The sequence below is a fragment of the Streptomyces durocortorensis genome (assembly GCF_016901035.1).
Lineage (GTDB): Bacteria > Actinomycetota > Actinomycetes > Streptomycetales > Streptomycetaceae > Streptomyces > Streptomyces durocortorensis.
On sequence record NZ_JAFEUF010000180.1, the window covers coordinates 1 to 14,692 of the forward strand.

General features: G+C 70.9%; 9 protein-coding genes and 1 riboswitch. Of the genes, 5 read left to right on the top strand and 4 right to left on the bottom strand.

Features of this window, described 5'->3' with window-relative positions:
* Positions 1-234 precede the first annotated feature (234 nt).
* The 3 genes from JS521_RS26325 to JS521_RS26335 all read left to right on the top strand — a co-directional run bounded on the left by JS521_RS26325 (position 235) and on the right by JS521_RS26335 (position 4,863).
* Positions 235-3,186, top strand: coding sequence for a CARDB domain-containing protein (locus tag JS521_RS26325; RefSeq protein ID WP_205085460.1), 2,952 nt, complete (start codon positions 235-237; stop codon positions 3,184-3,186).
* A gap of 121 nt (positions 3,187-3,307) precedes the next feature.
* A complete protein-coding gene (locus JS521_RS26330; protein ID WP_205085461.1) occupies positions 3,308-4,387 on the top strand; it encodes an NAD(P)H-dependent amine dehydrogenase family protein in 1,080 nt (359 codons plus the stop codon).
* A complete protein-coding gene (locus tag JS521_RS26335; RefSeq protein ID WP_205085462.1) occupies positions 4,384-4,863 on the top strand; it encodes a carboxymuconolactone decarboxylase family protein in 480 nt (159 codons plus the stop codon). Before JS521_RS26330 ends, JS521_RS26335 begins: the two co-directional genes overlap by 4 nt.
* Before the next feature lie 63 nt (positions 4,864-4,926).
* Here JS521_RS26335 and JS521_RS26340 read toward each other — a convergent pair whose 3' ends face one another.
* Positions 4,927-6,555, bottom strand: a complete 1,629-nt coding sequence (locus JS521_RS26340; protein WP_504740023.1) for a GMC oxidoreductase — start codon at positions 6,553-6,555, stop codon at positions 4,927-4,929.
* 174 nt (positions 6,556-6,729) lie between these two features.
* A complete protein-coding gene (locus tag JS521_RS26345) occupies positions 6,730-7,572 on the bottom strand; it encodes a transglycosylase SLT domain-containing protein (protein ID WP_205085464.1) in 843 nt (280 codons plus the stop codon).
* A 3-nt stretch (positions 7,573-7,575) separates the two neighbouring features.
* Positions 7,576-7,733: riboswitch (cyclic di-AMP (ydaO/yuaA leader) on the bottom strand.
* A 483-nt stretch (positions 7,734-8,216) separates the two neighbouring features.
* On the opposite strand from JS521_RS26345, the gene JS521_RS26350 reads away from it, so the two are divergent.
* On the top strand, positions 8,217-9,578 hold the full coding sequence (locus tag JS521_RS26350; RefSeq protein WP_205085465.1) for an FAD-dependent oxidoreductase: 1,362 nt from the start codon (positions 8,217-8,219) through the stop codon (positions 9,576-9,578).
* 26 nt (positions 9,579-9,604) lie between these two features.
* On the opposite strand, the gene JS521_RS26355 is transcribed toward JS521_RS26350, so the two are convergent.
* Together JS521_RS26355 and JS521_RS26360 are read right to left on the bottom strand one after the other, a co-directional pair.
* Positions 9,605-12,145 carry a SpoIIE family protein phosphatase gene (locus JS521_RS26355; RefSeq protein ID WP_205085466.1) on the bottom strand — a complete coding sequence of 847 codons (2,541 nt, stop codon included), beginning with the start codon at positions 12,143-12,145 and terminating at the stop codon, positions 9,605-9,607.
* Positions 12,146-12,308: 163 nt separating this feature from the next.
* On the bottom strand, positions 12,309-12,926 hold the full coding sequence (locus JS521_RS26360) for a hypothetical protein (RefSeq protein ID WP_205085467.1): 618 nt from the start codon (positions 12,924-12,926) through the stop codon (positions 12,309-12,311).
* Between the two features lie 318 nt (positions 12,927-13,244).
* Here JS521_RS26360 and JS521_RS26365 point away from each other — a divergent pair, with 318 nt between their 5' ends.
* Positions 13,245-14,690, top strand: coding sequence for a helix-turn-helix domain-containing protein (locus JS521_RS26365; protein ID WP_205085468.1), 1,446 nt, complete (start codon positions 13,245-13,247; stop codon positions 14,688-14,690).
* The last annotated feature ends 2 nt before the right edge of the window (positions 14,691-14,692 follow it).

Consider the following 14,692-nt stretch of genomic DNA (forward strand, 5'->3'; position numbering starts at 1 on the left):
GGCCGGAGCGGTGGTCGTGGCGGCGGTGGATCTGGCGCTACTGCTGGTCCGGGGCGTTTCCGCCCCCTGAACAGGCCTCCCCCGCCCAACACCTGACGGCACGTCACCCAGCACACCCGCATGACATGACCATGCGAGGACCGTTGACAAATCAGAAACAGCGCAGAAATCTATGAACCTCTCACCGCAAAAGATTGACTTCACCGCTCAAATATTGTGGAAGCAGAGGACATCATGAGATGGAAGCGACGTACCGGACGGACGGTCATCGGGCTGCTGATAGCCGGGATGGTCTCCGCAGGGCTGCTGCCCGTCGCCGCGAACGCGGCTGAGCCCACCGATCTGGCCCGGGGCAAGACCGTCACCGCCAGCGGATCGCACGGCGGTTACCCGGCCGCCAACGCCAACGACGGCAAGGTCGACAGCTACTGGGAGTCCAACGGTCACCCCGCCGACCTGACGGTGAAGCTCGGGGCCGACGCGGACCTCCGGTCCGTGGTGCTCAAGCTCAACCCGGACCCGATCTGGGCGAGCCGGACGCAGGACATCCAGGTGCTCGGCCGGACGCAGGACGGCACCGCGTTCACCTCCCTGCGGGCCCGGGCCGGCTACGCGTTCAGCCCGTCCGGCAACCAGAACACTGTGACCATCCCGGTCGACGGCCGGGTCGCGGACCTTCAGCTCCGGTTCTTCTCCAACACCGAGGCCCCCGGCGCCCAGGTCGCCGAGATCCAGGTGCTCGGGACGGCCGCGCCCAACCCGGATCTGACCGTGAGCGCGCTGTCCTGGAGCCCGTCGTCACCGTCCGAGACGGACGACATCACCGTCGAGGGGACCGTCCGCAACACCGGCTCGGCCGCCTCCCCCGCCACCACCGTCAATGTGAGCCTGGGCGGCGTGGTCGTGGGCAGCGCCCCGGTCGGCCCCCTCGCGGCCGGGGCCTCGGCCCCGGTCTCGGTCGAGGTCGGCAAGCGGCCACAGGGCTCGTACACCGTCTCGGCGCTGGTGGACCCGACCGACACGGTCGTCGAGTCGGACAACACCAACAACAGCCGCACCACCGCCTCCCCGCTGGTGGTCGGCCAGAGCCCCGGCCCCGACCTGGAGGTCCGCTCCATCTCCTCCACCCCGGCCAATCCTGCCGTCGGCGCGGCGGTGACCTTCACCGTGGCGGTGCACAACCGCGGCACCAGTGCGGTGAGCGCGGGTACCATCACCCGGCTGACCGTCGGTTCCACCACGCTCAACGGCACCACCCCGGCCATCGCGGCGGGCGCGACCGCCAATGTCACGGTCGGCGGCAGCTGGACGGCGGCGAGCGGCGGCGCGACCCTGTCCGCCACCGCCGACGCCACGAACCTGGTCGCGGAGACGAGCGAGACCAACAACACCTTCGCCCGGTCCATCGTGGTCGGACGCGGCGCGGCCGTTCCGTACACGGAACTGGAGGCGGAGAAGGCGAACTACGAGGGCACATTGCTCCAGTCCGACGCCGAACGCACCTTCGGGCACACCAACTTCGCCACCGAGTCCTCAGGACGCGAGTCGGTGCGACTCAACTCCACCGGCCAGTATGTGGAGTTCACTTCGACCGCCCCGGCGAACTCGATCGTCGTCCGCAACTCCATCCCGGACGCACCGGGCGGCGGGGGCCGTGAGGCGACCATCAGCCTGTACGCCGACGGCCAGTTCGTGCGCAAGCTCGACCTCTCCTCGAAGCACAGCTGGCTGTACGGGAACACCGACAGCCCCGAGGGGCTCACCAACACGCCGGGCGGCGACGCACGGCGGCTGTTCGACGAGTCCCACGCCCTGCTCACCGAGACCTACCCGGTGGGAACGAAGTTCCGCCTCCAGCGGGACGCGAGCGACAACGCCGCCTTCTACATCATCGACCTGATCGACCTGGAGCAGGTGGCAGCGCCCTCCTCGCAGGCGTCCGGCTGTGTCTCCATCACGACGTACGGCGCGGTGGCGAACGACGGGCTCGACGACACGGCCGCCATCCAGCGCGCGGTGACGGCGAACCAGAACGGTGAGATCGACTGCGTCTGGATCCCGGCGGGCCAGTGGCGCCAGGAGCAGAAGATCCTCACCGACGACCCGCTCGACCGGGGCCAGTGGAACCAGGTCGGCATCCGGGACGTGACGATCCGGGGCGCGGGCATGTGGCACTCCCAGCTCTACACGCTGACCCCGCCGCACGAGGCGGGCGGCATCAACCACCCGCACGAGGGCAACTTCGGTTTCGACATCGACGAGAACACGCAAATCTCCGACATCGCCATCTTCGGCTCGGGCACGATCCGCGGCGGCGACGGCAACCACGAGGGCGGCGTCGCGCTCAACGGCCGGTTCGGCAAGGACACGAAGATCAGCAACGTCTGGATCGAGCACGCCAACGTGGGCGTCTGGGCCGGCCGCGACTTCGACAACATCCAGGAGCTGTGGAACCCGGGCGACGGCGTCGAGTTCACCGGGATGCGGATCCGCAACACGTACGCGGACGGCATCAACTTCGCCAACGGCACCCGCAATTCCACGGTCTACAACTCGTCGTTCCGCAACACCGGCGACGACGCGCTCGCTGTCTGGTCCAGCAAGTACGTCAAGGATCAGTCCGTCGACATCGGCCACGACAACAGCTTCCGCAACAACACCATCCAGCTCCCGTGGCGCGCCAACGGCATCGCGATCTACGGCGGTTACGGCAACAAGATCGAGAACAACCTGATCTCCGACACCATGAACTACCCGGCCATCATGCTGGCGACCGACCACGACCCGCTGCCCTTCTCCGGGCAGACGCTGATCGCCAACAACGGCCTGTACCGCACCGGTGGAGCCTTCTGGAACGAGGACCAGGAGTTCGGCGCGATCACCCTCTTCCCGCAGAACCTGCCGATCCCCGGGGTCACGATCCGCGACACGGACATCGTCGACTCCACCTATGACGGCATCCAGTTCAAGACGGGCGGCGGCCTGATGCCGGACGTCAAGATCCAGAACGTGCGGATCGACAAGTCCAACAACGGCTCCGGCATCCTCGCGATGGGCGGCGCACGCGGCAACGCGACGCTCACCGGCGTGACGATCACCGACTCGCGCGACGGCCATGTGCTGATCGAGCCCGGGTCGCAGTTCACGGTCTCCGGCGCTCCGAACGGAGCACGCGCGAAGCGCTGACCCCGCTGCACGGTCCCGGGGGCGGCGTATCCCCCCCCCCCCGGGAACACCCTTTTCCCCCAGCGGATTTGGTGGTGTCACGACTCTGGGAAGTGCAAGGCCCCGGGGCTACCCTCCGCGCATGATTCCCACGGTTGTCTGGGGTACCGGCAACGTCGGCCGCGCCGCGATCCGCGCCGTCGAGGCCCATCCGGCACTGACACTCGCCGCCGTCCTCGTGCACGATCCCGCCAAGGTCGGCCGCGACGCCGGCGAACTCGGCGGTCTCGGACGCACGCTCGGGGTCGCGGCCACCGACGACATCGCCGCCGTCCTGGCCGGCCGCCCCCGGGCGGTGGTCTACGCGGCGTCCGGCGACATCCGTCCCGATGACGCGCTGACCGACATCGGCCGGGCGATCCGGGCCGGCGCGGTGGTCGTCACGCCCTCCCTCTATCCGCTCTACGACCAGCGCAACGCCCCGCCCGAGCTGCGCGATCCGGTCCTGGCCGCCGTCGCCGAGGGCGGCGGCTCCCTCTTCGTCTCCGGTGTCGACCCCGGCTGGGGCAACGACGTCCTGCCCCTGCTCGTCAGCGGCCTCGGCACCGAGCTGGACGTCATCCGCTGCCAGGAGATCTTCGACTACTCCACGTACGAGCAGGAGGACTCGGTGCGCCATCTGATCGGGATGGGGCACCCGATGGACTACCAGCCGCTGATGCTGGCGGAGGGCGTTCCGACGATGGTGTGGGGCGGTCAGATACGTCTGATGGCGCGGGCGCTGGGCGTCGAGCTCGACGGGATCCGCGAGACCCTGGACCGCCGGGCGCTGGCGAGCGAGGTCCACACCCGGACGATGGGGGCGTTCGCCGCGGGCACCCAGGGCGCCGTGCGCTTCGAGGTGCAGGGCATCGTGGCCGGAGAGCCCCGCATCGTCATCGAGCACATCACCCGGATCCACGCCTCGTGCGCCCCCGACTGGCCGTCCCCGCCCGACGGGGTGGGCGCGCACCGGGTGGTGATCGAGGGCCGGCCCCGTATCGAGGTGACGGTCGAGGCGTCCGACGAGGGCGAGAACCGGTCGGCGGGCGGGAACGCCACCGCGGTCGGGCGGCTCGTCTCGGCGATCGACTGGCTGGTGGACGCGAAACCGGGGCTGTACGACGCACTCGACGTTCCGCTGCGGCCTGCGGTCGGCAGGCTGGGAAGGAGACCCGCATGATCATCGACATCCCGGAGGGCCAGGAGCCCATCGGTTACGTGTGGGGGGAGATGGTCCCCGGCATCGGCGTGGCCGCCGCCACGTTCTCGATGTCCGTGTACGAGCACACGACGCTGGGGCTGCGGGAGTTCGAGGCGGCCAGGCTGCGGGTCGCGCAGATCAACGGGTGCCTGTTCTGCCTGGACTGGCGGACCGAGCGCGAGGGGGCGAAGGTCGAGGAGGAGTTCGCCGAAGCGGTGACCCGGTGGCGTACGACCGACGCCTTCGACGAGCGGACGCGGCTCGCGGCGGAGTACGCCGAGCGGTACACGCTCGACCACCACGCTCTGGACGACGCCTTCTGGCAGCGGATGACCGCGCACTACAGCCAGGCGGAGATCGTGGAGCTGACGATGAGCATCGGCTCGTGGCTGGCGTTCGGGCGGCTCAACCATGTGCTGGGGATCGACGCGGTCTGCGTTCTGCCCGGTCACTGACGGAGTCCGGGGCCGCCGGGTTGGCACTCCCGGCCCCGGGCTCTCCGTATACCGGAGGGCCGCCTACAGATCGGCGGCGATGATCCGTTCGATGTTGCGCTCGGCAAGCGCGGTGATGGTGACGAACGGGTTGACGCTGGTGTTGCCGGGGATCAGCGCCCCGTCGATGACGTACAGGCCCGGGTAGCCGTGCAGCCGGCCGTAGTTGTCGGTGGCCTTGTCCAGGACCGCGCCGCCCAGCGGGTGGTAGGTGAGGTGGTCGCCCCAGATCTTGTAGGTGCCGAAGAGGTCGGTGCGGTAGATCGTCCCCTCTTTCCGGTTGATCTTGTCGAAGATGGTCTTCGCTGCGTCGATGGACGGCTGCTTCCACGCCGTCTGCCAGTCCAGTTCCGCCTTCCCCGCGGCCGCGTTCCAGGTGAACCGGGCGCGGTGGGGGTTCTTGGTGATGGAGAGGTAGAACGAGGCCCATGTCTCGATGCCGGTGGGCAGCGGCGCGACTTCGGCGAACGCTCCCCCGGCGTCCCAGTTGTCGATGCCGCCGGTGGGGATGGAGGACTGCACCTTCCCCGTGGGATCCCAGAGATGGTTGGCCCGACCGCACATGACGTTGCCGTTGTCGCCCCAGCCCTTGCCGACCTCGTCGTTGAGGAGGGGCAGCGCGCCGGTGGCCTTGAGGCCGACGAGCAGTTTGCTGGTGCCCACGCTGCCCGCGGCGAAGAACACCTTGTCCGCCGTGACGGTCTTGGTGGCGGTGGTCTGCCCCACGGTGTTCAGCTGGTCGATGATCACGGTGTAGCCGCCGCCCGGGGCCGGGGTGACCGTGGTGACCTTGTGCAGCGGGGAGATGGTGACCCGGCCGGTGGCTCTGATCCGGTCGATGTAGGTCTTCTGGAGCGATTTCTTGCCGTAGTTGTTGCCGTAGAGGATCTCCGCGTCCAGGGCCGACCTGGGTACGGTTCCGGCCGCCTCCTGCTTCATGTAGTCCCAGTCGTAGACGGCGGGGACGAAGAGGAACGGGAAGCCGGAGCGCTGGGCGTGTTTTCGGCCGACCCTGGCGTACTGGTAGCAGTCGACGCTGTCGAACCAGGCGGGGTCGATGGTGGTGACGCCGAGACCGCTGTTGGCGCGCGGGTAGTAGGTGCTGTACATCTCCGCGGCGTTGACGGTCGGGAGGATCGCGCCGAAGTTCTCCCGGCGCGGGGTGACGGCCATACCGCCGTTGACCAGGGATCCACCGCCGACGCCCCGGCCCTGGTAGACCGTGATGCCGCCGAACTCCTCGGCGTCGAGGATGCCGGTGTAGCGGTTGACGCTTTTGTCGATGGGGAAGCCGAGGAAGTTGCTCAGCGGCTGCTTGGTCCGGGTGCGCAGCCAGAAGGAGCGGTCGTCCGGCTTGGTGGTGTTGGCGAAGATCTTGCCGTCCGCGCCGGGGGTGTCCCAGGCCATGCCCATCTCGACCATGTGGACGTCGGTGCCGGCCTGGGCCAGCCGGAGGGCGGCCACGGAGCCGCCGTATCCGGTGCCGATGACCAGGACCGGCACCCGGGCCCCGGATCCGATCGGCGCTGCCGCCGCACGGACCCCCGCCCACGCGGGTCCGGTGTGCCCGGCCACAGCCGCGGCACCCAGAAGAGAACCTGTTCCAGTGATGAATCTTCGACGCGAGACACCCTTCGCCCCGCCGTCCTGCATGCTAGTTTCGCTCATGTGACATCCCTCACTCTCGACAGAGTGCAACAGGTTCTACTGTCGAAAGCGTGGTAAGTCACTAGAAACTTGGGGGTAACTTCCCCGCGACACCCCGGTACGACCCAGGAGCCCCCGGACCATGCGGTCCGGGGGCTCCTGCTGTTCGGTCGCGGAGGATCAGTAGGCGCCGAAGACGTTGTCGATCGAGCCGTAGCGGTCCGCGGCGTAGTTGCACGCGGCCGTGATGTTGGCGACCGGGTCGTAGCTGTCGGTCGAGGTGCCGGGCACGTGGTAGGCCTGGAAGGTCGGGTCGATGACCTGGAGCAGGCCCTTGGACGGGGTGCCCTTGACCGCGTTGGAGTCCCAGTTGTTGATGGCGGCCGGGTTGCCCGAGGACTCGCGCATGATGTTGCGGTGGATGCCCTCGTAGGTGCCGGGGATGCCCTGCTCGGCCATGACCGCCAGCGACTCCTTGATCCAGCCGTCGAGGTCGTTCGTGTACGTGACGGCCTTCTCGGCGGCCGGAGCGGCCTTCGCCACGGGGGCGACCTCGATGCGCTCCGAACGGTCGGCACGGTCCGCCGACGCGCCGCGGGCGGCGGACGGAGAAGCCTTGGCGGCCTTGTCGTCCTTGTCATCCGACGCAGCGGCGACCTTGCCTCCGAGAACCAGCTTGATACCGGGGTGGATAAGGTCGGGATTCTCTCCGACGATCTTCCGGTTGCCTTCGTACAGCTTCTCCCAGCCGCCGCTGACGGAATGCTCGCGGGCGATCTTGGAAAGGGTTTCGCCGGCCACCACGGAATGCTTGGCGGGGGCGGCCTTCGCGGCGGAATTCGCCTGGGGCGCCGATGCGGGCGCCACGGCCTGCTGCGGTGCGGCGGCGGGCGCCGGAGCCGCGAAGGCGCTGGTGGCACCGATCACCGGGAGCGCGAGAACGGCTCCGCCGGTGGTCACGGCGGCGAGGCCGCGGCTCAGCGAGGTGGACTTGGGACGGCGGTGCTTACCCGGTGCGGGCATGGGGGATTTCCTCTCCGGCGCCTGCGAGGTGAGCTGTCGGGTTCAGACGGGAGATGTCTGGCCGCACGACGTGCGACTTCACCCCAAGCCGTTCCGGTTACGGATCGGCGACTTACCTGGTTCCCCCGCTCCTGCCGTACGTGAGTGGGTTTCGGATTCCCGGACGGCGGCAGGATTCGGCGTTCCATCCGGATTGACGGTGACCGTAGGCGAGAAACATCGGGCGGAACAAGCCCCGCATTCCGGATTCCCTTTTCCACGCATGATCGAATAACGGAATTCCCGGATCCGGCCGCGCCGTCACGCCGTCAACTTTCTTCGCACAGAAGGGAACCGATGCCTCCGCTTCTGCGTCCGCCCCCCGGGACGTGACGCTCACCACTCGCTCGGCGCGATGGCGAAATCAGGCCCAGGCAAATACCTCAACAACGTCATCAGCGCCCTTTGTGGATGAGAAGCACAAAAGAAACAAATCGACCATACAGGGATAGCAAAGCGGACCAATCGGGCACCCTTCGCAGGGGCGGCCGAAGGGTCCGCGGGGCGATCGCTTACGGTGTGGGGTGGAGACTAGTAAGCCCACCCTTACCTCCGACGTACGCTGTACCTGCCCGCGTTCGCCCGCCCCGAAGGATCACCACGCCATGACACGCCCCGTCCGCGTCGCCATTGTCGGAGCCGGCCCCGCCGGTATCTACGCTGCGGACGCGCTGCTCAAATCCGAGGTCTGCCAGGACCCGGGGGTCTCCATCGACCTCTTCGAGCGCATGCCCGCGCCCTTCGGCCTGATCCGTTACGGCGTGGCCCCCGACCACCCGCGGATCAAGGGCATCGTCAAGGCCCTGCACCAGGTGCTGGACAAGCCGCAGATCCGGCTCTTCGGCAACGTCAGCTACCCGCACGACATCGGCCTGGACGACCTGCGGTCGTTCTACGACGCAGTGATCTTCTCCACCGGCGCCGAGGCCGACCGCGCGCTCGACATCCCCGGCATCGAGCTGGACGGCTCCTACGGCGCGGCCGAGTTCGTCTCCTGGTACGACGGGCACCCCGAGGTCCCGCGCACCTGGCCGCTCACCGCGGAGAAGGTCGCCGTGCTCGGCGTCGGGAACGTGGCCCTGGACGTGGCCCGGGTCCTGGCCAAGACGGCCGACGAGCTGCTGCCCACCGAGATCCCGGACAACGTGTACCAGGGCCTCAAGGAGAACAAGGCGCTGGAGGTGCATGTGTTCGGGCGGCGTGGCCCGGCGCAGGCCAAGTTCAGCCCGATGGAACTGCGGGAGCTGGACCACTCCCCCAACATCGAGGTCATCGTCAACCCCGAGGACATCGAGTACGACGAGGGCTCCATCGCGACCCGCCGCGAGAACAAGCAGGCCAACATGGTCGCGCAGACCCTGGAGAACTGGGCGATCCGCGACGTCGGCGACCGCCCGCACAAGCTGTTCCTGCACTTCTTCGAGTCCCCGGTCGAGATCCTCGGCGAGGACGGCGAGGTCGTGGCGCTGCGCACCGAGCGCACCGAGCTGGACGGCACCGGCAACGTCCGGGGCACCGGCCAGTTCACCGACTGGGACATGCAGAGCGTCTACCGCGCCGTTGGCTACTACTCGGAGGAGCTGCCCAAGCTCCCCTTCGACGTGGCCTCCGGCACCGTCCCGCACGAGGCGGGACGCGTCATCGCCGGTGACGCCCCCATGCCGTCGGTCTACGTGACCGGCTGGATCAAGCGCGGCCCGATCGGTTTGATCGGCCACACCAAGGGCGACGCCAACGAGACGGTCGCCTGCCTCCTGGAGGACCGCGCCGCCGGTCGCCTGGCCGAGCCCGCCACGCCCGCTCCGGAGGCCGTCGAGGCGTTCCTGGAAGGCCGGGGCGTCCGGTACACGACCTGGGAGGGCTGGCACAAGCTGGACGCCCACGAGCAGGCGCTGGGTGCGGCCCAGGGCCGTGAGCGGATCAAGGTCGTGGAGCGCGAGGGCATGCTGGACGCCTCCGGCGCCTGACCGGCCGGACGCTTTCCAGGCACCTTCTAGGAGGCCGGATCCGGGGCACCCGTCGAACGCCCCGGGTCCGGCCTCCTGAACGTGCGCCACAGATCAGGACCGGGCCCGGGCTCCTGTGCCGTCCGGCGCCGACGGGCGACGGGGGCCTCGGCCCAGCGGGCGGCCAGCAGGAGTGCGATGTCGTCGGGGCGGTCGGTGGCCGCTCTGGCCTCTCCGATGACCTGGTCGGCCGTGTCGGCCAGCGGGACCGCGCCGATCCGTTCGACGGTGGCGCGCAGCCGCTCGATCCCCTCGTCGATGTCCGTGCCGGGGCGCTCGATCAGCCCGTCCGTGAACAGGGCCAGCATCGCGCCGGGTTCGAGCCGCATCTCCGTGACCGGGTAGGCCGCGTCCCCGTCGATCCCGAGCACGATGCCGCCGGGCAGGTCCAGCACTTCCGTCCGGCCGTCGGGCCGCCGCAGCACGGGCTGCGGATGCCCCGCCCGTACGGCACGGGCCACGCCGGTCACCGGGTCGAGGGCGACGTAGCAGCAGCTCGCGAACTGGCCCGGGTCCAGGTCGATCAGCAGCCGGTTCGTCCCGCTCATCACCTCCTGCGGATCGTGGTTGCTCAGCGCGAACGCCCGTACCGCACTGCGCAGTTGCCCCATGGTCGCGGCGGCCGACACCCCGTGCCCCTGCACATCGCCGATGATCAGGGCGAGTTCGTGGCCGGTCTCGATGACGTCGTACCAGTCGCCGCCCACGTCCATCCCCTGGGTGCCGGAGAGGTAGCGCCCCAGGGTGTCCACCCCGTCCACCTCGGGCAGCCGGTGCGGCAGCAGGGCGTCCTGGAGTCCACGGGCGAGGGCCGACTCGCTGTCGTAACGCTGGGCGCGTTGCAGGGCCTGGGCGATGAGCCCGGCCAGGGCCGTCAGGACCGTGCGCTCCTCCGGGCTGAAGCCGCGGGGCCGGTCGAAGCCGAGGATGCAGGATCCGACGGGCCTGCCGGAGGCGATCAGCGGGAGGAACGCCCGCGCCCCGACGTCCGCGTCGATGGGGATGCCCGGGTAGGCCTCGGCCAGGCGCTGCATGGACTCGAAGAAGATCGGGCGGCCCGTGGTCAGGGTCTCCACCCCGGGGATGCTGACGTCGAGCCCGACCCCGTCGAAGCGGTCGAGGAAGCCCTTCGGGAACCCCGTCTCCCAGGCCAGATGGAGGTGGCGCTCGTTCAGCAGGTAGATGGCGAGCTGGCGGCCACCGAACGCGGGCAGCAGCTCTTCGGTGACCACCGCCGAGACCTGCCGGGCCGTGACCGCCTCGGTCAGCGCGATGGCGAGGGCCACCGGCCGGTACAGCGCGGAGGAACGGTCGGCGGTGGAGCCGATGCCAAGACCCGGTGTGGTGACGGAGCCGGGGGCGTAGGCCGGCTGGTCGGTGGCCTGGAGGACCACGCTCACCCCGTCGTGGCCCGGGTACAGCGACACCGACAGCCAGAGCGAGGGCGGGCGGCGGGCGAGGAAGTGGACGGGCTCGTCGGCCATCAGGGCGGCCCGGTAGTGGTCCTCGTAGGCCTCGTGCCCGAACCACGGCAGGGCCTGCCACACCACATGGCCGATCAGCTCCGGCCGGGAGTGGCCGAGCAGCTCCTCGGCGAGGCCGTTGGCGTACGTGATCCGCCCGAGCCGGTCCAGGGAGAGGATGCCCCGGGGCAGCCGGTCGGCGGCCTCCGGTACGACGGGCCCCGCGCCGAGGTCGACCAGGAAGCCGGTCAGATGGCTGGCAGCGGCGTCGCCGTCCGGGTGGGTCCAGCGGCCGGACAGCTCCAGCAGATGGGACCGGCCGTCGGGGCCGCGCAGCCGCATCCGGCGGACCACCGGTTCGGCGGACTCCACCGTCCGCCGGGCCAGCGCCCACAGCCCGTACACGTCCTCGGGGACGAGCCGTTCGGCCAGCGCGTCGACGGTGCCCGGGAAGGCGACGGGCTCGAAGCCGAGGATCGCGCAGAGTTCGTCGTCGGCGGCGACCTGCCCGGAGTGCAGGTCCCAGTCGAAGCGGCCGACCCGCACCGGGGGCGCGGTGGCGGCGGGCAGTTGCACGGGGACCGGCTCGGTCTCCCATACGCAGTCGACGCCCCGCCGCTCCAGATCGGCGAGCGCGCCGCCGAGCCTCCGACCGAGGTCGTGCAGCCGGTCCCCGTCCGCGGGGGCGACGGGCTGCCCCGGGGTGGAGGCCCGCAGGACCGCCAGCACACCGACGCTGCCCCGGGGCCCGGTGATCGGCACCCACAGCGAACCGAACGGGAACGGCAGCCCGGCCATGAGCTGCGGGAACCGGCGCATCGCCTCCTCCGCGTCGGAGAGCAGCACGGGCCGCCCCGAGCGGTAGGCCTCGGAGACCGGGAAGGGCCGGTTCACATGCATCCGCCACCAGGGCCGGAACAGCGGGGCCGGCAGCCCGGCGAGCACCGCGAGCCGCAGAAGTCCGGACGTCCTGCTGCGCAGGTAGACGCCGCCCGCATAGCCGTCGCTCGACTCGACGGCGCTGACGAGGGCCTGGGCGAGTACGAGGGACAGTTCGTCGGGCACGCGGCCAGCGTCGAGTCCCCCGACCGCGGCCCCGTGTCCGGCGGGCGGGGGATACCGGGTCGTGTCGTGCCGGGTCACACAGCCAGCATGCTCCCGACCCGGGGTACCCCGCACCTCCGGCGACCGGCCGCTCCCCTGTGGCGGCCCGTCGCCGGAGGTGGGATCAGTACAGCTTCGCGACGGCGGTGCGGGTTGTCTTCTTGAACCCCTCCAGCGGTGCGCCGTCCAGTTCGCCCAGCTGCCCCCACTCGACGACGGTCACCGTGCGGCCGTCGCGTCCCACGGAGTAGAGCCCGATGTCGGTGGAGCCGACCTCCGGGTACGACGTGTCGATGCTGTAGACGTGCGCACCCTCCTCGACGTTGATCCGGCCCTGGTAGAACGCCTCCCCCTCCAGGGCGGGGTCCTGCTCCTTCAGCCGGTCGAGGCAGGTCTCCAGGGCGCCCCGCAGGTCGGCGGCGAGCTTCTTGGCCTGGGCGGTGGTGGCGGCGACCGTGATGGTCTGGCGGGCGTTGGTGTCCAGTTCGGTGCGGAAGTCCCGGTGGCGGGTGCCGGCCGCCGGGGCGATCCCGGCGGTGCACACGGACCCCTCGTCGGGCACTCCCTGGCGTACCGGGCCGGCCGTCCAGGGGGTGTGGGACGCGGGCGGCTGGCCCGCGCGCAGGAACTTCGGCGGGGCGGGAGCGGCGGCCGGGGCCGCGGCGGCGGGCACCTGGGCGAGGGCGGTGGCGGTCAGGCCGGCGGCCATGAGGGTCAGGAGGGCGGTGCGGACGGTACGCATGGTGAGTTTCCCCGTTTCGGGTGGTGCGGTCGGTGGTGGTGCCTGTCGTGCCGGTGGTGCCGGTGGTGCGGGTGGTTCCTGTGATGCCGGTGGTGCCGGTGGTTCGTTCAGGTGGTCGTGAGGCGTCGCGCCGAGGCGTACGGACCCCGGTGAGGGGCGTACGGCGGCGGTACGGGAACGGCACCAGCCTGGGCCGCCGCCCAGGAACCGGACAAGCGCGACACGGCTTCCCGCCGGGCTGGAACCGTCCCACCCCTGGTGACGTGGGTGTTCTGGGAGGGCTGGAACGCCCTGGAACGGCGGCGGGGGAGGTCGAGCGTGTCGGGTGACGCCGAGGGGGCCGCACGGGCGGTGCTGGCGGAGCGGCTGAGCGCCCTGCGGGAGGAGTCGGGCCGGACATACGCGTCGCTGGCACGCCGTATCGGGGTCAGCGGCTCGACGCTGCACCGGTACTGCACGGGGCGGACGGTGCCCGCGGAGTTCGCCCCGGTGGAGCGGCTGGCCCGGTTGTGCGGCGCACCGGCCGGGGAACGGGAGGCACTGCACCGCCTGTGGCTCCTTGCGGACGGCGAACGCCTCGAACGGCAGGGCGTGGTGGAGGCTGCCGGGGCGGAGGAGGCCGGGGCGGAGGAGGCCGGGGCGGAGGAGGCCGGTGCCGGGGCGTCGGTGGACGCGGGTATGGCCGGCGCGCCGGTGGACGAGGCTGTGGCCTCCGGGCAGTCGGACGTGAGCGGGCGATGGGGCTCCGGGAGGCGGGTGCTCCGGTGGTGTCAGGGGCGGCGGTACGGGCAGGGGCTCGGTGTCGTCGCCGCCGCGGTCCTCGTCCTGGCCCTGGTCGCGGCCTTCGGGCGGCCGTGGTCCTCGGGGCCCGAGCGGCGGCCGGCGGTGGCCCAGCAGCCGAGTGGGCCTCCGGCCGACGCCCCGGAGCCCTCCGCCTCCCTCACGCCCGGGAAGCCGCAGGGCACGGCGAGCGGATCCCGGGACGGAACGCCGTCCGGCAGCACCCGGCCGACCACGTCACCCGGGGGCGGGCCGCGCGACGAGACGCTCCCCCGGGCGTCCGGGCCCTCGTCGGCCTCGGAAGCCGGGCGGGCTCCGTTCACCTGGACCGGTGACGACCACGTGTGGAAGAACGGCTGCGACCACGCCTATCTCGTCGACCGGGCGCCCGCCGCCGTACCGCCGCCTCCGGTGGAGGCCGACGCAGCGCCGTGGGCCGGAGCGCTCGGTGCGGTGCACGCGGGCGAGACCGGTGTCCGGATCACCTTGCAGGGCCGGGACGAGCGTGCCGTGGTGCTGGAATCCCTCCGGATCCGGGTGGTCGAGCGCCGCTCACCGGCGCCGGGCCGGGTCTACCGGATGAGTTCCGGCTGCGGAGGCTCCCTCACCCCGAGGATGTTCGACGTGGATCTCGACGTCCCTCGCCCCGTCGCCCGGTCGGTCGCGGGCAACGACTCGGGGGAGCCCATCGAGGCGGTCGCCTTCCCGTACCGCGTGTCGGTCACCGATCCCGAGGTCTTCCTGATCACCGGTCGCACGGCTGGCTGCGACTGCGACTGGTTCGCGGAGCTGAGCTGGAGCAGCGGCGGCCGGTCCGGCACGGTGCGCATCGACGACGGCGGGCGGCCGTTCCGTACGAGCGGGGTGGGCGGGCGGCCCGTGCTCGACTACGACACGGCCGACCGCCGCTGGGTGTCCGCCGAGCCCAGCGGGGAGACGGGGGCCGACGGCGAGGCGGAGACCGCCGGGGAGGGCGTGTCCTGAAG